Here is a 23,436-nt window from a genome sequence, read left to right on the forward strand (position 1 = left end):
GACGATACGCTTTTCTTTTACAGAGAACCTTGTAACACTTTCTTTTCCTGTTTCCAGATCAATCTCTTTAAAACTGTAATCAAAGCTGTCAATACATGATTTAAGGCGAAAAGATATATCACCTCTTTCATCAGTGTAGTTAGAAAAGACATTTGCATCATTTTCAAGTAGAACCCATTTCTTTTCCTTTTCACTTAGATTCTTACCATGTATTGATTTTGAGAATATATAGCCGTCATTAGCTTCTTTAACGGCAGCATAAATATTTCTTGCACAGTTAAGTCCTTTATCAGCCACCTGTATAGTCTTACCTGATACGTTATGTCGTTGCTTTATTTCTTCAATAACTTTTCTGATATATGGTTTTTCCGATTCATTGCCGGGATACATTTGCATAGAGACAGGTACAAGGTCAGCATCTAAAAGTAAAGCTTGCCCTATTATAGGAGAGTGCCTATTCTCTTTTGAAGGTCCCTTTTGCTTGTCATCGCTAGGAAGATCAATTTCAAAGTAATGATTAGTACAATCGAAAAACACATTGCTTAAATCTCTTTTAAAATACTTTTCATAAGAGTGATTAAATAAATCAATATATTTTTTATATGACTCTCCTATGAAAGAACATCCGTCATATACTTGGTCTTCAGAGATGGTTGAACTGCCATAAAGGTATGGAAATACATGAGAGGCTGTCTTTGACTTAGAGCATGGTGATATAACCCTTGCATAAATAAGTTGTGTAATTAAATCAAATACAGAAAACTGAAAACGCATTTGAGAAGCAAGTATATCAATAGTCTCCTTAACATCAAGCTCATCAATTAATGAGTAAAGCAAGAAGTGTCCTATATTAAGTTCAACAGGATTGGAAAATGCACGAGGACGTGACTCTTCAGAAAGAGCTTTTGTTCTATTCTCATTTTGCTCTTTTACATAATCGCTATAAAATTTAATCGGATCAGGAATCTCATCTGAAATCAAATCTTCAACGTAACCAAAAGATTTTACATTTCTTGTTCTTGGTTGTTTTTTATCCTTATCCCAAAATGATTCATACATCTGAAGATAAGTACCTTTTTTCTTCTTTTCTTTTCTCAAAAAATAAGCCATAAACACCTCTAAAAGCAAAGTACTATAAAGTACTACTATTATAACATGTCCTAAAATTTTTTTCAAATTTTTTGAAATATTTTTTATGTAAGAAAAGCCTTTAAAATAAAGGGCTTAAAAGAATTGTACGAAATTAAATGGTTTACTAAAAATTTAAAGCGTCGGAAATTTCATAGTACTTTGACGGAAGACGGGACTGAAAGGTATTTTATCTTTCAAATCTTTTAAAGACGGAATGTTATTATATAGACATTTTATAATAGATTTAGTAAAATTGTACTTACAGATAGTATTAAGTTTGATAAAATAATTAATGTATGTGACACATAGATTAGCGTAATTATTTTAGAAAAAAGTATATATTACCTTTACGAAAACAGAACAGTACATAACCAAATTGTAAAGATCAATGGTTTGTATAGAACTATTTGAATTGATTGATATTACAAATTGACTATAGTAAATGTAACTTTATAATACCATAAAGGAGGAGAATAATATGCCATTTAATGTTGATATTGAAGAGGATTTTTTATATAAAAAACCACAAGATATGTATGATGATAATAAGAAAAAAGGAATTGGCTTATGGGATTATCAATCTAAGATGATTGATGAATACATGGATAATTTTGAAAAAAAATCAGTTGCATTGGAGTTACCTACTGGTAGTGGGAAAACGCTCGTAGGGTTATTGATTGGTGAGTTTAGAAGGAGAAAAAACAGAGAGAAAGTTTTATTTTTATGTCCTACTAATCAACTAGTACATCAAGTGGTTGAACAAGCCAATACAAAATTTGAGATAAAGGCAGTTGCATTTTGTGGTAAGCAAATAGAGTATTCATCAAAGGATAAGGTATCTTATAATACAGCCGATGTAATAGGTGTGACAACATACAGCTCTTTTTTTGCACTAAATTCTTTTTTTAAGGATCCTGATATTTTGATAATGGATGATGTTCACTCTTGTGAGGAGTATTTGGTTTCAAATTGGACAGTTACAGTAACTAAAGAAAATGAACTATTTAATGAGTTAAAAGAACTATTTAAGGAATATATTAGACAAGATGATCTAATATATTTAACTCAAGACAGTAGTTCAAACAAATGGTGTGATATGATACCTACTCCGTTACTTTTGGACAAAATAAATGATATAAAAAATATAGTAGAGAACAAATTAAATACAAATAATCCTAATAAAAAGAATATAGTGTATTATTCGTGGCAAAGAATAAAAGATAATTTAGAAGAGTGTAATTTTTATATGACAAATAATATGTTTTTAATTAGGCCATGGATTGCACCGACAATGACAGTTGATGCCTTTAAGGATGCTAAACAACGTATTCTAATGTCAGCTACTCTAGGTAACAGTGGTGAACTGGAGCGAATTACAGGTATTAAGAAGATAGACCGCCTTCCAATAGTAAATGATTTTGATATAAAGGCAATGGGAAGAAGATTCTTTGTCTTCCCAAGTTTGACACTAGATGAATTTGAAGAGGAAGTGGTTATTGAATTGCAAAACTTATTTAAAAGGAGTGTTATATTGGTTCCTGATAATAATTGGCAATATACATTTGAAGAAATTTATAAAAAACGTTTAAAAGACACAATCATTTTTGACGCACAGGATATTGAAAAAGGTAAAGACGTATTTGTTAAATCGAAAAATGCAGTTGTAATTTTATCGAATAGATATGATGGGGTCGATTTTCCAGGTGAAGAAAGTCATATGTTATTGATACACAATATTCCACAGACTGTAAATTTACAAGAGAGATTTTTGGTTAGTTGTATGGGTGCAAAGGTGTTGTATGATGAAAGGATAAGAACTAGAATTATACAGGCTACAGGTAGATGTACAAGAAATATTAATGATTATGCACTAGTTTGTATTATGGGTGGTAGTATTGAAAATAATATTACTAATGAAAAGTATGTTAAAAATTTTCCGATGGAACTGAGAGCAGAGATTAATTTCGGTGTACAAATTTCAAAAAAATATAATAATATTGATGAACTGATAGAAAATGTTAAGGAGTTTATTGAACAGGGTGAAGAATGGAAAAAAGCTGATGGTACAATAGTGAAGCTTAGAAATAAGTATAAAAAAGATAAAGATAAAAAAGATAAAGATAGTAATAATAAATTGCCAGAAACAGGTAAGATATATGCTAAACTAAAAAAATCAGCAATGTTAGAAGTAGAATTACAGTATTTACTTTGGAAAAAGTGTTACGAAGAAGCCTTTGATAAAATTAATGAAATTATAGATGAATTAAATGCTCCAGCATTAAATGGCTACAAATGCTACTGGGAGTATATGAAAGGATGTATAGCATATTATTATTATAGATTAGATAAATGTAAAAATGCAGGCTATAAGTCAAAGGTTATAGAGTCATTTAGCAATGCTAATAAGCAGTACCATACTGTTAAGTGGTTATCTAATTTAAAGAATAGGTTAGACTTTGGAACAGTAAGTGAGTTAGATAACAAAGAAAATATGGGATTTATACAGCAAATAGAACAAGAAATAATTAGTACAAAAAAGAGCGTCCTATTAAAAAAGATAAAAGAAATACAAGAAAATCTAAAGTCTGATGATGGAAATAAGTTTGAAAGTGGGCACGAACAGCTAGGTAAAGTTTTGGGATATATTTCAGTTAATCCGAAAGAAGAATCAGCTCCAGATCCGTACTGGATAATAGATGGAGAATGTTTGATAGTATCAGAGGATAAAATTTATAAAATTGACGAAAAAGATAAATGTGTAAAAAAAATACCTGCTGCACATATACATCAAACTAACAGCCATGAAACGTGGATAAGAAAAAATGAAAAAAGAATTTTACCGACTGCTAAGGTATATACTGTCTTAATATCTAATTCGAGAGGAATTGAAGAATCAGCGAGAGTTTTTGCAAATGGTATATTTTATATTCATAGTGATGATTTTATTAAATGGGCATGTAAGGCTCTAAATGTACTGACTTCATGTATTAATTGCTTTGTAGATGAGGGGGATGCTGAATGGAGAAAAATTGTGTGGGATAAATTTAGAGAAAATAAAATAACACCTAATGACTACTTAGAAATGATTTGTAGTAAGAAATTAAAGGATATTTAGAATTACAAAGTAAAATGCTGAAATTCAAGAAATTTAAAGGTGTATAGTAATTATTTAAAATTCAAAGACTATGAAGAAAAGTCTGTAAATAAAAATCTTCTATGATATTGAAGGGTGGAAATCTATTAAACATGATTTTCACCCTTGATATATGTAACAGTTAAAAAATGGTATGTCAATATAGGGTCTGATGGGAAATGATAGCCATGCAAAGGGTGAGTTGTTACACATTTTGAACCACAACTCACCTGAAATTTTGCATAAAAAGATGGTTAACAACAACTATATTTAGCTATTTTATATTATAATATAACTATACTTACGGCCAATTGTTATAAAGACTTTTTTGAAATAGGTCAGCAGAAAATCAACTCTAGCTTATATGCTTCTATGAATTGAGTTTACCAGATGATGATCCTGCCTATACCCTAAAAATTTATGGAGGATTTAAATTTTTCTGGAATGTTAGATAATTGTTCGGATAAGGGAAGGACAGGGTAAAACCCGATCATGATGTATGCAGTTATTACTTATGCGAATATGCGAGAAATACGTTCTATCCATCGTATTGTATATTTATGGGAAAGAGATATTGCTTTTATATGGCTTAATATGGAACAAAAATAGAAGTCAATGCCAATCGTTATACTTTTGTATGGCGTGGAAGCATTGATTATCATCTTGCTGGTCTTACATATTATATTGATAAGCATTACTCAGACTATAATTTTTTTACAAGATAATGGATTTGGTGATAAGTACGAGCTTGGAAATGTACAAATGTTTGTGATTGACAGAATTGATAAAGTTAGAGATATTATTGAAAAGAATGGAAAAAGAAGGATTACAAAACATAAGAAGTTGTCTAATAACTGTATGATAGAGGTTAATAACTGCTTGCCTCTTGAAATACTTGAACTCCAAAAAAACCTTATAGCTATTGCTGACGGAGAAGATATGGTATTTGTTAACGGAAAGGGTAAGAGAAAGCCAAGACTTCAACAACTCTATCAAGAACAGTTGTACACTATGAGTCACTTGTAGAAAAAATTTATATTATACGAGGGAAGAAAGTAATACTAGACTTTGAATTGGTAAAGATTTATGGGTATGAGACTAAGAATTTTAATAGGCAAGTTAAAAATAATCTTGAAAAGTTTGAAGGCGAAGACTTCATGTTTAGGCACATTGAAGAAGAGATAAGTGACTTGAGGTGCAAAAATTTCACCTCAAGTTGGGGTGGCAACAGGTACCTTCCGTATGCTTTTACAGAGTAAGAGATATATATGTTGATGAAGTAATGTCAGGATATTAAGCAGTTAGAATAATTTACAGATGAGATATGCAGAGGACTGACAGTTGGAAATAGAATTATTATAGGAGTATTATAATAGTATTTAATGTAAAAACATTTAATTTTAATATAAAATTTTAAAATACTTTAATGATATAGAGATATGATTTGAATTTAAGACTTAGAAAAAAACAAAATAATTAAACAAAAACTTTAAAATAATATACATAATACACACTTATATATGTCGGTTTTGTGAATGATTGCGTTATAAATTTATTTATTTTATAATGTAGTAAGAAATTGATGGGAAATGTAGCCCGGCTACAGGCTCTTAAGGGTTTCTTATAATACTTTTGTTATTTAGATATGGAGGATTGTTATGGATTATCGCAAATCTGCCACAGAAGTGCTGGCGGCGATAGGCGGAAGTAAAAACATTGCGTCTGCCGCACATTGTGCCACAAGATTGCGTTTGGTCATAGTTGACAACGGTAAGGTTGACAAAAAGACCATCGAGAATATTGAAGGCGTAAAAGGAGTATTTGAGGCTTCGGGACAGTTGCAAATTATCTACGGTACAGGTACTGTGGATAAGGTATATGATGAGTTTATAAATGTAGCAGGTATATCGGGTGCTACAAAGGAAGAGGCGAAGGCGGCTGCGGCAGCCAATACAAATGTATTCCAGAGGTTTATAAAGACCTTGGGAGATATTTTCGTTCCTATCATTCCTGCCATTGTTGCTTCAGGATTCCTTATGGGTATCATGAATGCGCTTGACTTTATGGTAAAAAACGGATTCTTAAATATTGATACGACATCTTCGATATATGTATTTGCGAATCTGTTTTCAAATATAGCATATGTATTCCTGCCTATACTTATCGGATTTTCGGCGGCAGGAGTATTTGGCGGTAATCAGTACTTAGGTGCGGTTATCGGTATGATAATGATTCATCCGAACCTTGTGAATGCTTGGAATGTGGCTACAGCAACAGATATACCGATGCAGAGTGTATTCTTCGGACTTTGGAAAATCAAGATGGTAGGATATCAGGGACATGTTATTCCTATTATGATCTCAGTTTGGGTAATGTCAAATATAGAAAAGAGATTGCATAAGGTAATACCTGCAATGTTTGATCTTTTTGCAACACCGCTTATATCGGTGTTTGTGACAGGATATCTTGCACTTGCAGCTATAGGACCTGTATTCGTAGTTGTTGAGAACGCTTTTTTAAATGCGGTACAGATGCTTATAGCAATACCTTTCGGTATCGGTTCATTTATAATGGGTGCGCTGTATGCACCGACGGTAGTTATGGGTATTCACCATATGTATACAATTATCGACTTGGGTCAGATAGCAAAGTACGGTGTGACATACTGGTTGCCTCTTGCGTCAGCTGTTAATGTGGCACAGGGAGGTGCCTGCCTTGCGGTAGCTGTAAAGACAAAGGATCCGAAGATTAAGAGTCTTTGCTTCCCGTCATCACTTTCAGCATTTATGGGTATTACGGAGCCTGCAATCTTCGGTGTAAACTTAAGATTCTTTAAGCCTTTCATTGCAGGATGTCTGGGCGGTGCAGTCGGTGCGATGTTTGCTTCCATCATAAGACTTGGAGCAACAGGAACAGGTGTAACAGGTATATTCGGAATACTTCTTACACTTTCAAACCCTGTAGGATATATTTTGACATTTATTATTTCCATGGCTGTGGCATTTGCAGCCAGCTGGGTACTTACACCGTCAAGCGTTATAGATGCCAATTTACCTGTAGAGCCGGTGGAAGAGAATAAGGATGCACAGGCACTTGGAAGTGTGGATGAAGCTGAAGCTGACAAGGATTTAAGAGTTGAAACCAAGCCTGTAGAAGAAGTACCTGTAGATGTGGCATCACCGCTTAGCGGAAAGATAGTTTCTATGGAAGAGACCAAGGATGAGACATTTATGGCAGGTATTTTAGGAAAAGGTGTATGTATTATCCCTGACGGAGATACGGTTTATGCACCTGATAACGGTACCGTAATAGCTCTTATGGGTCATGCTGTGGGTATGAAGCTTGACAACGGTGTTGAACTTATTGTTCATGTGGGTGTCAATACTGTTGAACTTGGCGGAAAGCATTTTGAAGCGTTGGTTGCCAACGGAGATAAGTTTAAGAAGGGTCAGGCTCTTATGAAGTTTGATTCCAAGGCAATCAGTGAGGCCGGATATCTTATGACAACTCCTGTACTTGTGACGAACAGTTTTGAGTACAGCGATGTTACCTGCGCACCTTTCGGTGATGTGGCGGTAGGAGATAAGATACTTACAGCGATCAAATAGAGTATAGATTATTATAAAAAAGACAACTGATGTAAAAGCAGTTGTCTTTTTGCTTATAAATTCACATAAATGCCCTTGGTGCTACACGCTTTAACATATCCAGCATATGTGCATCGGGGGTGATAAACAGCAAAATATTTTCGCCGCTATTCGGGAAGATAAGACAATAAGAAGATGTCATATCGCCTGTGGAGCAGTCTATTCTCTTACCGTTTTTTTGACCGTTCATCTTAGGAGATGAGGTAGAAAAAGCGGTTTCCAAAGTCTTGATATCCATGGTGAGGATATTTTTTCTCTTAGTCTTATTGTAGACTGCATCAACGGTCAGGTCTGCATTTAACAGGGAATATTCATATTCTACAGAAAGCTTAGGGTATACAAGATAGTAGAATACAAAACCGAGTGCAATTACAAGAATCATTGCAAACTGTGTATATAATGTAAGCACAAGCATACAAACTATTGCAATGATATTGATTGCAGACATTATTATTGCGGATGAATCAGGTTTATTCTTCTTTACAAGCAATTCATAAAAAGTATCATTCATTATTTCTCACCTTTAAAAAATTTGTAATCAATATGGCTATGTTGAAGATATCGGCACCTTCAAAGGTCTTTATATCGATGCCATATTTTTTTTCTATTTGCTCAAGTCTATAGACTAAAGTATTTCTGTGCATATGCATATATCTGGAAGTCTCGGCGATACTTAAGTTGTGGTGAAGGAAGGTGGCTGCAAGCTGCATACTGTCATCATCTATCACACCGCCGAAGTGTTTTTTTAAAAACTTCTCACATACAGGTCTTGGAATGTTGTAGATAAGCTCTCCCATACCTAAGTCATTTGGACTTATTATTTTCTTATCGGAGTAAAAAATCTCACTGATAACAAGTGCCTGTCTCAAATCAAGATACTCCTTTTGCAAAAGCGAAATCTCACTGAATATATCGCTGTATGCAATATATGCGACGGTCATACCTTCTGTTTCTATAACATTAAGAAGCGGATGTGTTATATTATCCTCTCCGAGGTACAGAAAACAAAGATGAGTGGAATCAAGGCTGCAAAGATATTCAGAACTTCTTCCCAGGAAGAGAGAGGTGATTATCTTTTTAATTGTTTCATCTATCTTTGTAGGCACATATATAAGGTATAAGCGCATCTTGGTATCAGGCTTTATATTAAGTGATTGTAGGGCATGGGGTTGTTCCTTAGCAGGGTAAATTCCGTTAAGTATATTTAAAAGAATATTGGCACTTGAGTACTTTTCTTTATAGGCTGTGGATATTTTTTTTAAAGCTGAAATACTTACCTCATTCTCATTTTCAATACTTAACTTTATACCTGTAAGTTTATATATTTTGTTCAATTCTTTTTTAATATCATCATTCATAGCTATATTATAGCCGTATATAAAATAAAATAAAGGGGGAAAAGCTCCCCCTTTATATAATCTTTTGATTAGTTTGTAATTGTAAGCTCTGTTTCCTTATCAAAGATATGAATCTTCTCCATATCAAGTGCGAACTTGGCATGGTCACCTGTTCTTAAGTTTGTTCTAGGGTTTACTCTTGCAGTCATCTGGAAGCCTTCCACATCAAAGTATAGGAAAACTTCAGCACCTAAAAGCTCATAAACCTTGATATCGGACTCGATAACGCTGTCAGGTGAGCTGTTGATAAACAACTGTGAATCATGCATATCCTCAGGGCGGATACCGAGTATAACAGTCTTACCGTTGTAAGAACCGTCTTTGAACTTGGCAACCTTTGTTACAGGAAGCTTTAAGTTATGTGAACCGACCTTTAAGAATACATCCTCGCCTTTATTCTCAACTACGGCATCCATGAAGTTCATCTGCGGTGATCCGATAAATCCTGCAACGAAGAGGTTCTTAGGAGCATTGTAAAGATTCTCAGGAGAATCTACCTGCTGCACAATACCGTCTTTCATAACAACTATTCTTGTACCGAGTGTCATAGCCTCTGTCTGGTCATGTGTAACGTAGATGATTGTAGCGCCGAGTCTCTGATGAAGCTTTGAAATCTCGATACGCATCTGTACTCTAAGCTTTGCATCAAGGTTTGAAAGAGGCTCATCCATAAGGAATACCTTAGGGTTACGAACGATAGCACGACCCATTGCAACTCTCTGTCTCTGACCGCCTGATAAAGCCTTAGGCTTTCTGTCAAGAAGCTTTTCAAGGTCAAGGATTCTTGCGGCTTCACGAACAAGCTTATCTATCTCATCTTTCGGTCTCTTACGAAGCTTAAGACCGAATGCCATATTGTCATATACAGACATATGCGGATATAGAGCGTAGTTCTGGAAAACCATGGCGATATCTCTGTCCTTAGGTTCCACATCATTCATTACCTTGCCGTCAATCTCAAGTGTACCGCCTGAGATGTCCTCAAGACCTGCAATCATACGAAGTGTTGTAGATTTTCCACAACCTGAAGGTCCTACAAAGATGATGAATTCTTTGTCTGCAATCTCCAAGTTGAAGTCCTGAACAGCCTTAAAGCCGTTCGGGTAAATTTTTTCAATGTTCTTTAATGATAAACTTGCCATTTTTCCTCCTAAAATGTGTACGAAAATTTATGCTCTAATTATATAAAATAAATCTTTAGTATTCAATCACATATATCACCAAAAATAACAGCCTGATTTCGTTAAAATAACGAAGTTAAATGCGGACACATAAAAATGAAAAAGTCAATAATTTACATAAAATTTACATTGTGTTATGCTAATAAAAATATATCGACCGTAAAAAACTTAATAGAATGAAGGAAGTATACGATAGGTGTAAATAATATAGCGAGGTAAGAAAATGAAGAAGGCATGGTGGAAAGAAGCTATAGTTTATCAGATTTATCCGAGAAGCTTTTGTGACAGCAACGGAGACGGAATAGGTGATTTAAACGGTATTACAAGTAAGCTTGACTATCTCAAGGAGCTCGGTATAGACGTGATATGGCTGTCTCCTGTGTACAGGTCGCCGAATGACGACAACGGCTATGATATAAGTGATTATGAAGCTATCATGACCGAGTTCGGTACAATGGATGATTTTGACAAGATGCTTGCTGCGGCACATGAAAGAGGCATCAAGATAGTGATGGATTTGGTAGTCAACCATACATCCGATGAGCATCCGTGGTTTGTAGAGAGCAGAAGCTCTAAAGATAACCCTAAGAGAGATTACTATATCTGGAAGGAAGGAAAGAACGGCAAGGAGCCTAACAACTGGGGTTCGGCATTCTCAGGTCCGGCATGGAAGTATGATGAGAAGACGGATATGTACTACTTACATCTTTTCTCTACAAAGCAGCCTGACCTTAACTGGGTAAATCCGAAAGTAAGAAAAGAAGTCTTTGATATGATGACAAGATGGTGTGAGAAGGGTATTGACGGCTTCAGAATGGATGTTATAAGCCTTATCTCAAAGCCTGAAGGTTTCCCTGATGCAAAGGTTGTAGGACTTTACGGAGATATGAATATCTGTGCAAACGGACCTAAGGTACATGACTATCTGAAAGAAATGAATCAGAAGGTGCTTTCAAAGTTTGATATTATGACTGTCGGAGAGACTGCAGGCGTTACACTTGATGAGGCGAAAAAGTATGCAAACAGTGACGGCAGTGAGCTCAACATGGTGTTCCAGTTTGAACATATGGGGCTTGACGGTGAAGGTGACTTCAAGTGGTCAACAAAGCACATCCCGCTTGTACCTTTAAAGGAGAATCTTACAAAGTGGCAGCTGGGACTTGATGAAGTGGCATGGAACAGCTTATATTTTTGTAATCATGACCAGCCGAGAATCGTATCAAGGCTTGGTGATGACAGTGACGAGTTCAGAGAGGTTTCTGCAAAGTGCATAGCCACTTGCCTACATATGATGCAGGGTACACCTTATGTATATCAGGGTGAGGAGCTCGGTATGACAAATACAGTGTTCAAGTCTGTAGACGATTTCAGAGACCTTGAGTCAATCAATGCATATAGGGAGCTTATAGAGAGCGGACTGTACACTAAGGAAGATATGTTCCCGAAGATTGCACACAAGAGCAGAGACAATGCCAGAACTCCTATGCAGTGGGATGCAAGCGAGAATGCAGGCTTTACCACAGGCACACCTTGGATTGACCTCAATCCGAACTATAAGAAAATAAATGTTGCCGATCAGTTAAAGAGAGAAGATTCGGTATTCCGCTACTATCAAAAACTTATCAAACTCAGAAAAGAGTATGAGATTATAGTATACGGAAAGTATGAGCTTTTACTTCCTGATGATGAAAACATATATGCATATGTGAGAACACTTGGAAATCAGAAGCTTTTGGTAGTGTGCAACTTCAGTAAGAACGAGCATAAGTTTGACTTTTCAGGCTATGAAAATGCAAAGGTTTTGATATCAAATTATAACAGAGATGTTAGAGAAGACGGCACATTAAAGCCTTATGAGACAGCTGTTTTATTACTTGAAAATGTATGAAAAATATGATAAAATATTGACAAATATCATAAAGATACTCAATGGAGGAGATTAAGATGAAAAAAAGATTCTTGAGTGTTGCAGCAGGTGTTTTGGCTGTATCCGCTATTTTGGCAGGATGCGGTTCAGGTGCTGCAAAGAGCGAGAGCGGTGCAGATACTCAGAGCAGTGCTGCAGAGACCAAGGCAGGCGAGTCTAAGGCTGACAGCAGCGCAAGTGCAGGTGCACTCAGACTTGTAAACGGTAAGATTGAGATTGACTCACAGCTTAAGAAAGTTGCCGAGAAGTACAAAGAGAAGACAGGACAGGAAGTTGTTATCGAGTCTTTAGGCGGCGGTGTTGATATTCAGGGACAGTTAAAGAGCTATAAGGCAGCCGACAATATGCCTGATATCTTCGTTATCGGCGGTGACGGTGACTACGCAAACTGGACAGATTCAGTTGCAGACCTCAGCGATTGTGAGTTCGTAAAGAATACAGATTTCGGTTATAAGGATAAGACATCAGGTAAGGTTGTAGGTTTCCCATATGCCGTAGAGGGCTACGGTATCACATATAATGCCGATATCCTTGAGAAGGCAGGTATCGATCCTGCATCACTTAAAAACTACGATGCATTCAAAGCCGCTTTTGAGAAGCTTGACAGCATGAAGAGTGAGCTTGGTATTCAGGCTGTAGCATCTGTAGCTGCAGAGTCGGGACAGATGTACTGGTCAACAGGTAACCACTTATTCGGTTACTACTACACAGGCGGACTTGACAGAGGTGACAACAAGTACTTTGATATGGCTATGAAGGGTGAGTTTGACGATCAGAGACTTTCAGAGTTTGCAGATATGACAGCTTTACTTTTCAAGTATGCAGATCCGCAGGTACTTATCTCAGGTACATACGATGATCAGCTTGCACTTTGGGCACAGGGTAAGACAGCATTCATCACACAGGGTAACTGGATTGATCCTTCACTACCTACATACAATGTAACATTTAAGGCAGGCCTTTTACCGCTTGCATTTACAAAGGCCGATATGACAAAGATCCTTGCAGACAGCCCTTCATGGTGGTGTGTATATAAGGACAGCAAGAATGTAGATGCAGCTAAGAAGTTCCTTGACTACTTGGCAACAGATCCTGATGCACAGGAGATTCTTGTAAAAGAAGCAGGTATGATTTCACCATATAAGTCAAGCACAATTGAGCCTGAGACTCCACTTGCAGTAAGCTTGAAGTCATATGTTGACGCAGGTAATACATCTTCATGGGCTTGGTCAAATATGCCTGAGGGTATTGCACAGAATAAGCTCGGTCTTATCTTCGAATCTTTCGCAAAGGGCGATATGACAAATGATCAGTTTGTTACAATGATGAAGACTACAATTGCCGATTATGTTGCAGCAAACAAAAAACAATAATTAAAAAACAATATTTAAAATGCTTCGCAAATTTTAAAACAGCCGGTTTAAAAGATTTGAGATCGGCTGTGTAAAGTTAATATATATTGCCAAGGCATTTGGATGCTTTGCGATATTTATCGCAAAAAACAGATTTTCTGTTTTCAAGAACTTAGATGGCGACTTTTTAAAGTCGCCATTTTTTTAGATATATCTTCATGCCTTAGTGGCATTTGAAAGGAGCGAACTTGAATACAAAAAATGCAAAGACGCTACCACTTATCTTTATGGTGGTAGGAGCGGTATTGACGATTTATGCATTGATTTTGGACTTTATGAAGTCCACAGGAGAATTAAGAGGATATATACTTATTTTTGGTGTGATTTTATTGATCTTAGGTATATTTAAAATGCCAAATAAAAAGCATACCAAAATAGTAAACATGGTTTTCTTATTCCCTATGATATTTACTTTTGCAGTTACTGTTATCATTCCTTTTATTTTGGGTATTGTATACTCATTTACAGACTGGAACGGTATACAGGTTACCAAATTCGTGGGACTGTCCAATTATATTACTATGTTCAATCAGTCTGATTATGTGTACTCATTTGTAATTACGGTAATATATACGGTTATAAATATGATTTTGGTGAATGTGGTAGGTTTTGCTTTGGCACTTGTATGTTCATCAAAGATTAAAGGAACATCATTTTTCCGTTCGGCATACTTTTTGCCTAACCTTATCGGCGGTCTTGTACTCGGTTATGTATGGCAGTTTATATTCAACAAGGTATTTACTACAGTATTTGCAGGTTCCGTATCAATGCTTACAAATGCAAACCTTGCACTGCTTGCAATACTTATAGTTAATACATGGCAGTATGCAGGTTATATAATGCTTATTTACTTGACAGGTCTTCAGACTGTGCCTAAGGATGTACTTGAGGCGGCGGGAGTGGACGGTGCATCCGCAATCACAACACTCTTTAAGATAAAGATGCCTATGATTGCAAATACATTTACAGTATGTATATTCCTTACATTGGTCAACTCTTTCAAACAGTTCGATTTGAACTTGGCTATAACAAACGGTGCTCCGAGCCGTATCATGGGAGCGGATATTATACAGTCTACAGAGCTTTTGGCTTTGAATATTTATAATACCGCAATCAGGAAGAACAACTACGCACTCGGACAGACCAAGGCGGTTGTATTCTTTATAATACTTGCAGTTGTATCACTTACACAGGTTGCAATAAGTAAGAAGAAGGAGGTAGAGCTTTAATGAGAGCACAAAAGATTAGAAATGTGGTCGGCACTATTGTCGGCTTTATCGTAGCATTCTTTATACTTTGCCCGTTTTTCCTTGTTGTAATAAACTCCGCAAAGACCAGTGCGGATATAGTGGTAAGCCCTATCACTTTGCCTAAGAACTGGGCACAGATGCTTACCAACTTTAAGGGTGTTATAAACAATACAAACTTCAGCTACTGGAGTTCTTTCAGAAGTTCTATGATAATTACAGTTGTTTCATTGGTACTTCTGACATTATTTTCATCTATGGCTGCATGGGTATTAAGCCGTCATCACAAAGAGGGTTGGTCAAACTTTATATTTATGATGTTTGTAGCAGCAATGGTTATTCCTTTCCAGGTTGTTATGCTTCCTATACTTACAGTTTTCAAAAACATAGGAAACTTCACAGGTATTCAGATGCTCTCAAGCTATAAGGGAGTGGTATTTGCTTACCTGGGATTCGGCGGTTCCATGTCAATCTTTGTACTGCACGGTTTTATAAAGGGTATTCCGAAGGAGCTTGAGGAGGCCGCATGGATTGACGGATGTTCTCCTGAAGGTACTTTCTTTAGGATTATTATGCCTCTTTTGCGTCCTGTACAGATGACTGTTCTTATTTTGAACGGTCTTTGGATTTGGAACGACTATCTGCTTCCATCTATTATGCTCGGACTTAACGGTAAGATTAAGACATTGCCTATCGCTGTAAGCAGCTTCGTAGGTTCTTATGTTAAGCAGTGGGACTTGATCCTTAGTGCCGCTTTCCTTGCTATGATTCCTATTGTTATTTTGTTCTTGGTTGCACAAAAGCAGATTATACAGGGAATGGTAGACGGAGCTATCAAATAATTATTCAGCTCTAAGCCATATGACTCTAAGCCATATGGCTTAAAATATAAGGAGGAATTATGAGAAGAAGTGGAATTTTATTACATGTAAGCAGTCTTCCGGGCAGATACGGCGTAGGAAGCTTCGGAAAAGAGGCGTATCGCTTTGTAGATAAGTTGAAAGCCGCAAAGCAGTCATATTGGCAGATTTTGCCGCTTGGTCCTACAAGCTACGGTGATTCACCTTATCAGTCTTTTTCAACATTTGCAGGCAATCCGTATTTTATAGATTTGGAAATGCTTATAGAAGAAGGTCTTCTTACTAAAAAAGAGTGTGAGAGCACAGATTTCGGAAGCAATCCTAAAAAGGTGGACTACAAGAAATTGTATGAGGGCAGATATGAACTTTTGCATAAGGCATATGAGAGAGCGGGGGTCTTTGAGAATGACGCGTTTAAGGATTTCGTCTATGAAAATTCTAAATGGATTTGGGACTATGCTCTTTTTATGGCGCTTAAGGACTATTTTAACGGCGAACCTTTTACTGCATGGCCTACAGATATAAGGGACAGATATGACTATTCCATCAACTACTACAGAGAGAAACTTTACTTTGATATAGAGTTCTATCAGTTCTTGCAGTATAAGTTTGATGAGCAGTGGAAGAAGTTAAAGGCGTATGCAAATGAGAACGGAGTTGAGATAATAGGAGATATTCCGATATATGTTGCAATGGACAGTGCGGATACATGGGCACATCCTGAGCTTTTCCAGATAGGTGAAGAGGGTAAGGCGACAGCTGTTGCAGGATGTCCGCCGGACGGCTTCGCTCCTGACGGACAGCTTTGGGGAAATCCACTTTATAATTGGGAATATCACAGAAATACAGGCTTTAAGTGGTGGATAAAGAGATTAAAGAAGAATTTCGAGTGGTACGATGTTATCCGCATCGATCATTTCAGAGGCTTTGACGAGTACTATTCCATCCCTGCAAAAGATAAGACTGCGGCAGGCGGTCACTGGGAGAAGGGACCGGGAATTGAACTTTTCAACAGGATTAAGGAAGCTTTAGGTGATTGCAGACTGATAGCTGAGGACCTCGGATATGTGACAGACAGTGTGCGCAGACTTGTAAATGATAGCGGTTATCCGGGAATGAAGGTGCTTGAGTTTGCATTTGACTCAAGAGATACAGGAAACGCCAACGATTATCTTCCGCACAACTATACAAGAAACAGCGTGGTATACACAGGAACTCATGACAATGAGACAGTAATGGGATGGCTTAATGATATAACCGAGAAGGAATATAATAAGGTGCTTGAGTACTTCAACTTAAAGAAGGGCATAAAGCATACCGAAGTATGTGATGCTATCGTCAGAGGTGCTGTCGGCAGCGTCTCAGATACCTGCATCATTCCTATACAGGACTATCTGCACTATGACCACAACTACAGAATGAACACACCGTCCACAATCGGTAAGAACTGGATGTTCAGGCTCACCGACAAGGAAATGAGTGATGAAGTTTGGAAAAAGATAAAGTATCTGACCGAGTTATACGGAAGGGTGAGATAAAGTATAGTATTTTAATATAAAAGGCCACAGTAAACAGTAGGTAATATAGTTTACTGTGGCTTTTAAATTCACTTATAGTGAAATAAAAATTATAGTAAAAGTTTCTAAATGTAGGATTTAAAAATAAAGAGATAATAATAAAAGAGCAACATAATTGCAGGTCTACAAATAAATGGAACAATATTGATAAAAATTTTTTGATGCTGTCACATGAATATATTTTTTTTTATAAATAAACAAGAGGTGCACGATTGATTATATCAACTCTTTCTCGTATAATATAAAAAGTTTTGTAGGAGGAGGAAAAAATGTCAGGAAAAAAAATAGTACCATTCTTGAAATGGGCAGGAGGGAAAAGACAACTACTGGATAGAATATCTGAAAGAATGCCTCAAAACTATAATAATTATTACGAGCCGTTTATAGGGGGAGGAGCTGTTTTATTTGGATTACAACCGGGTAGGGCACTGATTAACGATATAAACGAATCTTTAATCAATACCTATAGGGTAATTGCAACAAATCCACAAACTCTTATTGAAAGTGTAAAGGAGTTGGACTCTAAAATTGGTGAGGATGGTAAAAAATATTATTATGATTTAAGGGAACATTATAATGATAAACTAATGAAAAAAGAGTTTGATGTAGAGCTTGCATCACTATTTATATTTATAAATAAGCATTGTTTTAACGGATTATATAGAGTTAACGGTAAAGGCTTATTTAATGTCCCTTATAATAACAGTAAAAGGGAATCTATTGATGAAGAATCCATAGTGGCGGTTTCAGATTATTTAAAGAATGTAACCATTATGTCAGGAGATTTTGAGGTAGCGTGTCAAGGTGCAGGGAAGGGTGATTTTGTATTTTTGGACAGTCCATATGCGCCATTAAATCCTACATCATTTGAATCTTATACTAAAGAAGGTTTTGATATAGAGAGTCATAAAAGGCTTGCAAGGGTGTTTGATGAGCTGACGGAGAGAGGTTGCTATTGTATGCTTACAAATCATAATACAGATTTTATCAATAGTTTATATGGAAATAAGGGTTATAAAATAGATGTTGTCAGTGTGAAGAGGATGATAAACTCGGATGCATCTAAAAGAACCGGAGAAGAGGTAATTATCTGTAATTATTAAAGGATTTTTTCAATGCAAAGATTATTTTGTAAGAATCAGAAGTATTTCTATGAAAATGAATATTCTCAAATAATATTAGGAGACTCATTTCAGGTATTAAAAAAATTAAAGCCTGAAAGTATAGATATGATATTCGCAGATCCGCCATATTTTTTGAGTAATGGTGGAGTAACGTGTAGTGGCGGCAAAATGGTTTCTGTTAATAAGGGGGAGTGGGATAAGATTGGAAACTCTTCGGTAAATATTACTGAAAAGCATAAATTTAACAGAAAATGGATTAGACTTTGTAAGAAAGCTTTAAAGCCGGATGGAAGTATTTGGATTTCAGGTACATTACATAATATTTATTCTATCGGTATGGCTCTGGAACAGGAAGGATTTAAGATTATCAACAATATTACATGGCAAAAAACAAATCCTCCACCAAATCTTGCTTGCAGATGTTTTACACATTCAACGGAAACTATATTGTGGGCACAGAAGGCTGATAAAAAAGCACATCATTTTTTTGATTATGAGCTGATGAAAGAATGTAATGGTGGAAAACAGATGAAGGATGTATGGACAGGAAGTTTAACCAAACCGTCAGAGAAAAAATATGGAAGACATCCTACTCAAAAGCCTGAATATTTATTGGACAGGATAATACAAGCATCCACGCATCCCGGAGATATTATATTAGATCCGTTTTGTGGGTCAGGCACAACAGGAGTGGTAGCAAACAGGCTGGGTAGATTTTTTATAGGAATTGATATAGAAGAGGAGTACCTGAATATTACAAAATCACGATTGGAGACGGTGAATGACAAATAGGAATTTTGAAGAGTGGCTAAAATCATTTACAGATAATATTAATAGCTGGAATTATTATGTAAACTATGATACCGCCTATAAGAATACATCTAAAGTGAAAAGACAGTTAGCTTTATTAAATACATTAAAAGGTGTTGAGAATATTGAGGATGAGTTTAGGGATTTGGTAAGAGAGTATCCTGAATATATAAAAGCTATACCGTTGTTATTGGCAGTCAGAGAAGATATAATTGCAATTACAGAGAATGACAGAAGACTTGATTTTAATTTTAAAAATATGAATTATGATGTAGAGTTGTATGTTGAATTCATGCAAAAAACAGGAATCTTTGAGTTGTTGCAAAGTCATGTTGTAGGAGATTTATTAGATGTCGGACTTGGAATTAATATCGGCTTGGATAGTAATGCAAGAAAGAACAGAGGTGGAGATCAGATGGAGGATTTGGTCGAATTCTTTATAAAGGATGCAGGATTCAAAAAGGATATTACATATTTCAAAGAGATGTATCTGCATGACGTAGAGAAAAAATGGGGATATGATCTTTCAGCAATTAGTGCTGATGGCATTTCTAAGAAAAGATTTGACTTTGTAGTTAAGCCGGAGGGAAGTAGAGATGTTTATATATGTGAATGTAATTGCTACTCTTCGGGTGGATCTAAACTAAACGAGACTGCAAGAAGCTTTAAAACTATATCACTAGAAGCAGACGGCATTGAACATGTTCATTTTGTATGGTTTACAGACGGAGCAGGATGGCAAAAAGCAAAGGGAAACTTAAATGAGACATTTTTAATACAAAAAGATTTATATAATATTGCAGACTTAAAGAACGGAATAATTAAAAAGAAATTCATATAGCATAAGTATATTTATTGGCTGTTACACTTATATACAGTGTAACAGCCAAGTTTTTTATATTTCTATCACCAGTGCCTGATATCCCTCAAGCTTTATCTCCGTATCTGAAACAAATTCCACATTTTCCACATTGTTTAAAACAACCTTCTTACATTTTGAAGGGAGTTTTACAGTCTGCGGTTTGGTAGAGAAGTTACCGAGTACAAGCAATGTCTGATTGTCGCCAACTCTTTCAAAAGCCATCAGTCTTTCCACCTCAGGGAGGTAAGGTACGGTCTTACCGTATACCACAGTATTAGAGTACTCAGGATTTTTTCTGAGAGCGGTAAGCTTTTTGTAGTAAGAAAGTACGGAATTCGGATCGTTTATCTGTGAGGCGACATTGATTCTCTTGTAGTCGGGATTTACCATAAGCCAAGGTTTACCTGTAGTAAAGCCTGCGTTCTCGCTTGTATCCCACTGGAAAGGTGTACGGCTGTTGTCACGGCTGTACTTCTTTACTGCTGCAAAAGCCTCTTCTGGAGAAAGTCCCGCCTCTATTGCTACTTTATACTGGTCGCGGGTTGAGATATCATCTATCTGGTCCATAGATGTGAAGTTTACATTCTCCATACCTATTTCCTGACCTTGGTAGATGAAAGGAAGACCGCGGAGCATAAACTGCATTGTACCGAGGAACTTCTTAGCGGTTTCGCTAAGTTCATCGGCAGGAATATAGTGGCTTACACCTCTCGGCTCATCATGGTTTTCTATTATGGTGGAAATCATGCCTATATCTCCAAGTCTTTCCTGAGTCTCAAAGCAGCATCTCTTGTAGTCATCAGGAGTGATAGGAGAGCAGTCATACCAACCGTTCTTACTCTTTCCGAATATGGTCTCGTTAAAGTCGAACATACTGGAGAAGTATCCGTTATCTCCTATGAAAAGCGGGATATCCTCTTCACGCTCGTCAAATACTTCGCCTACCGTAAAAGCGTCATGCTTTGCAAATGTCTCATTCTTAAGCTCTGTAAGGAAGTCACCTACACCTACAGCGTCCTCAAGCATCTTTTGCGGCTGTACATATCCGTCTTCTCTGTCAGGCGGATAGCAGTAGTCTATTATCGGGAGAGCCTTTTTTATATTGATAATTGCGTCAATTCTGAAACCTGCCAATCCCTTGTCAAGCCACCAGTTGATCATTTTATAGATTTCTTCACGAACCTTAGGATTTTCCCAGTTTAGATCAGGCTGCTTTTTGTGGAAGAGGTGAAGATAGTATTTGTTTGTACCGGGGATTTTCTCCCATGCGCTGCCGCCGAAGTACGAACGCCAGTTGTTCGGCTCCTTGCCGTCTTTACCTTCTTCTATATAGAAATACTTGCCGTATTCACCGTCAGGGTCCACTACAGCCTTTTTAAACCACTCATGCTCGTTTGAGCAGTGATTTACTACAAGGTCCATAAGGATGTACATATCTCTTTTTTTTGCTTCAGCCAAAAGCTCGTCCATATCATCCATATTTCCGAATACAGGATCTATATTGTAGTAGTCTGAAATATCGTAGCCCTGATCTGCAAAAGGAGAGCAGTAGCAAGGTGAAATCCATATGATATCCACACCAAGCTCCTTAAGGTAGTCAAGTTTCTCAGTAATACCCTTAAGGTCACCGATACCGCTGCCTGTAGTATCATTAAAACTTTTTGGATATATCTGATAAGCAACCTTACCGTGCCACCATTTTTTTGTCATATATAACCTCCTAAGAAAATAAACTTTCTTTCAAAATCATAATTTATCACAATGTATAAAATTATGCAAATAAAAAAGATGCCTGTAGAGTATACAAACATCTTTTTAAAGAATTATTTGAAGCCTTTCTTTATAACCATGCCGCAGCCTACCGTGAAGATGATAATAGAAGAAAATATTATAAGTATTCGCTCGGTCATATCCACGAAAAAGCCTTCAGGCACTATATTTATAAGATTGTCGGTAGTCGGGTCAAGCATCCATAAATCATTTGTAAAAACTATGCGGTGGAAGAGAATAAAATATTTCTCAAAATCACCTGATACAATGAATATAAGGACACCGACTACAGCCAGTGAAAGCAAAGTACCGTATACAAAGACATTTGATATAAAGCTTGATATTTTACCTTTAAGAAGTTTTGCAGATATTATACACAGTATAATCACGGCAATCAGTATGCTTCTTATACGGCTCGCACCTACAAAAAGATTTCTTACATCCTGCATATGTTTGACTTCTCTCTCATTAAAGAAAGGAGTATCGGGAACATCCTTTATAGTAGCCTTTACATCTGTCAGGGTATCTTTGGTACCGTTCAAATAATGCATCATATCCACGGTTACATCCATAAGGTCCGGCATTGATATGCCGACAAATGCGGTCACCGCATATTTTTTATACTCTTTTTCATAGAATGAAAAGTCGGAATATGCGGCGATTTCAATGGAAGTAACCAGTGCAATAAACATCAGTGAAAAGCTTGAAATAATACCTAATATGAAACGAAGGAATTTCATCAAGCGTCCTTCCAAGATTTTATGACCTTAAGTCTTGTGAACTCCTCACGGTCCTTTTCCTCAAGTGCATTTGTAATAGTCTTTACAAGTGTCTCATAGGTCGGGATAGTGATATTCTTTAAGGCATTGGCTCTTTTTTGAGTCTTTTTGATATTGCTTGCAAGTCTGTATGCCGAATTCTCAATCATAGAAAGCTTGACTGTAAGCCTTTTAACTTCGTTGAATTTCTCTCTGGCCTTGTCAAGTGATTCTCTGGTTGAATAATAAGCATAAGTAGGGGTGATAGGGTTATCATCAAATCTTACAAGCGGGATTTCGGTACCCATTACGGATCTGGTCTTTATCTGTACACTGTTCTCAACAGGAACGGAACCGGCTATATCGGCCACAAAGTCAATACCCAATTCGATATTTACATACATCAGCGCTTTATATGCGGCACTGAAAGTTGTATCTATTTGTTTCTGTATTTCTTTAGCCTCGTCAATAAGTCCCATAAGCTCGCGGATAAGAATATTTCTTTTCTTATCCATCAAGCCGTAGCCCTGTCTTGCCAGCGCCAGAGAGTTTTTTGAGGCTATCAAATTACCCTTGGTTGGGAATGTATTTATATTCATA

General features: G+C 36.5%; 18 protein-coding genes and 1 pseudogene. 12 read left to right on the forward strand and 7 right to left on the reverse strand.

What is annotated here, in order from left to right; all coding sequences use genetic code 11:
• A partial coding sequence (locus ACO6FI_RS05790) for an IS1634 family transposase (RefSeq protein WP_485456583.1) occupies positions 1–1,110 on the reverse strand: 1,110 nt, incomplete at its 3' end.
• A 499-nt stretch (positions 1,111–1,609) separates the two neighbouring features.
• Here ACO6FI_RS05790 and ACO6FI_RS05795 point away from each other — a divergent pair.
• The 4 genes and pseudogenes from ACO6FI_RS05795 (at position 1,610) to ACO6FI_RS05810 (ending at position 7,872) form a co-directional block, all read left to right on the forward strand.
• Positions 1,610–4,246, forward strand: a complete 2,637-nt coding sequence (locus tag ACO6FI_RS05795; RefSeq protein WP_485456522.1) for a DEAD/DEAH box helicase — start codon at positions 1,610–1,612, stop codon at positions 4,244–4,246.
• A gap of 315 nt (positions 4,247–4,561) precedes the next feature.
• Positions 4,562–5,263, forward strand: a pseudogene (locus ACO6FI_RS05800) (transposase); the annotation flags it as partial.
• Positions 5,264–5,301: 38 nt separating this feature from the next.
• Entirely contained in the window at positions 5,302–5,523 is a 222-nt protein-coding gene (locus ACO6FI_RS05805; RefSeq protein WP_485456584.1) for an ORF6N domain-containing protein, read from the forward strand.
• Between the two features lie 399 nt (positions 5,524–5,922).
• Positions 5,923–7,872, forward strand: coding sequence for a PTS sucrose transporter subunit IIABC (locus ACO6FI_RS05810; protein ID WP_485456523.1), 1,950 nt, complete (start codon positions 5,923–5,925; stop codon positions 7,870–7,872).
• A gap of 61 nt (positions 7,873–7,933) precedes the next feature.
• Here ACO6FI_RS05810 and ACO6FI_RS05815 read toward each other — a convergent pair whose 3' ends face one another.
• The 3 genes from ACO6FI_RS05815 to ACO6FI_RS05825 all read right to left on the reverse strand — a co-directional run bounded on the left by ACO6FI_RS05815 (position 7,934) and on the right by ACO6FI_RS05825 (position 10,450).
• Entirely contained in the window at positions 7,934–8,422 is a 489-nt protein-coding gene (locus ACO6FI_RS05815; protein ID WP_485456524.1) for a hypothetical protein, read from the reverse strand.
• Entirely contained in the window at positions 8,415–9,269 is an 855-nt protein-coding gene (locus tag ACO6FI_RS05820; protein WP_485456525.1) for a PucR family transcriptional regulator, read from the reverse strand. Before ACO6FI_RS05820 ends, ACO6FI_RS05815 begins: the two co-directional genes overlap by 8 nt.
• 68 nt (positions 9,270–9,337) lie before the next feature.
• Positions 9,338–10,450, reverse strand: a complete 1,113-nt coding sequence (locus tag ACO6FI_RS05825; RefSeq protein ID WP_485456526.1) for an ABC transporter ATP-binding protein — start codon at positions 10,448–10,450, stop codon at positions 9,338–9,340.
• Between the two features lie 262 nt (positions 10,451–10,712).
• Between ACO6FI_RS05825 and ACO6FI_RS05830 the strand changes: the two genes are divergently transcribed.
• From ACO6FI_RS05830 to ACO6FI_RS05865, 8 genes are all read left to right on the forward strand, one after another.
• Positions 10,713–12,377, forward strand: coding sequence for a glycoside hydrolase family 13 protein (locus ACO6FI_RS05830; protein ID WP_485456527.1), 1,665 nt, complete (start codon positions 10,713–10,715; stop codon positions 12,375–12,377).
• A gap of 56 nt (positions 12,378–12,433) precedes the next feature.
• The gene (locus ACO6FI_RS05835) at positions 12,434–13,789 is read left to right on the forward strand and encodes an ABC transporter substrate-binding protein (protein ID WP_485456528.1); all 1,356 of its coding nucleotides are present in this window, start codon (positions 12,434–12,436) and stop codon (positions 13,787–13,789) included.
• Between the two features lie 266 nt (positions 13,790–14,055).
• Positions 14,056–15,057, forward strand: coding sequence for a carbohydrate ABC transporter permease (locus tag ACO6FI_RS05840; RefSeq protein ID WP_485456585.1), 1,002 nt, complete (start codon positions 14,056–14,058; stop codon positions 15,055–15,057).
• A complete protein-coding gene (locus tag ACO6FI_RS05845; RefSeq protein ID WP_298054858.1) occupies positions 15,057–15,917 on the forward strand; it encodes a carbohydrate ABC transporter permease in 861 nt (286 codons plus the stop codon). Before ACO6FI_RS05840 ends, ACO6FI_RS05845 begins: the two co-directional genes overlap by 1 nt.
• A 59-nt stretch (positions 15,918–15,976) precedes the next feature.
• Entirely contained in the window at positions 15,977–17,473 is a 1,497-nt protein-coding gene (gene malQ / locus ACO6FI_RS05850) for a 4-alpha-glucanotransferase (RefSeq protein ID WP_485456529.1), read from the forward strand.
• Positions 17,474–17,781: 308 nt separating this feature from the next.
• Positions 17,782–18,615 (forward strand): DNA adenine methylase, encoded by an 834-nt coding sequence (locus ACO6FI_RS05855; protein ID WP_485456530.1) that lies wholly within the window; start codon positions 17,782–17,784, stop codon positions 18,613–18,615.
• A 12-nt stretch (positions 18,616–18,627) separates the two neighbouring features.
• Positions 18,628–19,428: a DNA-methyltransferase gene (locus ACO6FI_RS05860; RefSeq protein WP_485456531.1), complete on the forward strand. Its 801-nt coding sequence runs from the start codon at positions 18,628–18,630 to the stop codon at positions 19,426–19,428.
• Positions 19,418–20,287: a type II restriction endonuclease gene (locus ACO6FI_RS05865; protein ID WP_485456532.1), complete on the forward strand. Its 870-nt coding sequence runs from the start codon at positions 19,418–19,420 to the stop codon at positions 20,285–20,287. The genes ACO6FI_RS05860 and ACO6FI_RS05865 overlap by 11 nt, the downstream gene beginning before the upstream one ends.
• 54 nt (positions 20,288–20,341) lie before the next feature.
• On the opposite strand, the gene ACO6FI_RS05870 is transcribed toward ACO6FI_RS05865, so the two are convergent.
• The 3 genes from ACO6FI_RS05870 to ACO6FI_RS05880 form a co-directional block, all read right to left on the reverse strand.
• Positions 20,342–22,018 carry an alpha-glucosidase gene (locus ACO6FI_RS05870; protein WP_485456533.1) on the reverse strand — a complete coding sequence of 559 codons (1,677 nt, stop codon included), beginning with the start codon at positions 22,016–22,018 and terminating at the stop codon, positions 20,342–20,344.
• A gap of 113 nt (positions 22,019–22,131) precedes the next feature.
• The gene (locus ACO6FI_RS05875) at positions 22,132–22,818 is read right to left on the reverse strand and encodes a TIGR01906 family membrane protein (RefSeq protein ID WP_485456534.1); all 687 of its coding nucleotides are present in this window, start codon (positions 22,816–22,818) and stop codon (positions 22,132–22,134) included.
• The gene (locus tag ACO6FI_RS05880; RefSeq protein ID WP_485456535.1) at positions 22,818–23,435 is read right to left on the reverse strand and encodes a V-type ATP synthase subunit D; all 618 of its coding nucleotides are present in this window, start codon (positions 23,433–23,435) and stop codon (positions 22,818–22,820) included. Before ACO6FI_RS05880 ends, ACO6FI_RS05875 begins: the two co-directional genes overlap by 1 nt.
• Position 23,436 lies beyond the last annotated feature (1 nt).

The organism is Lachnoanaerobaculum sp., assembly GCF_057250505.1.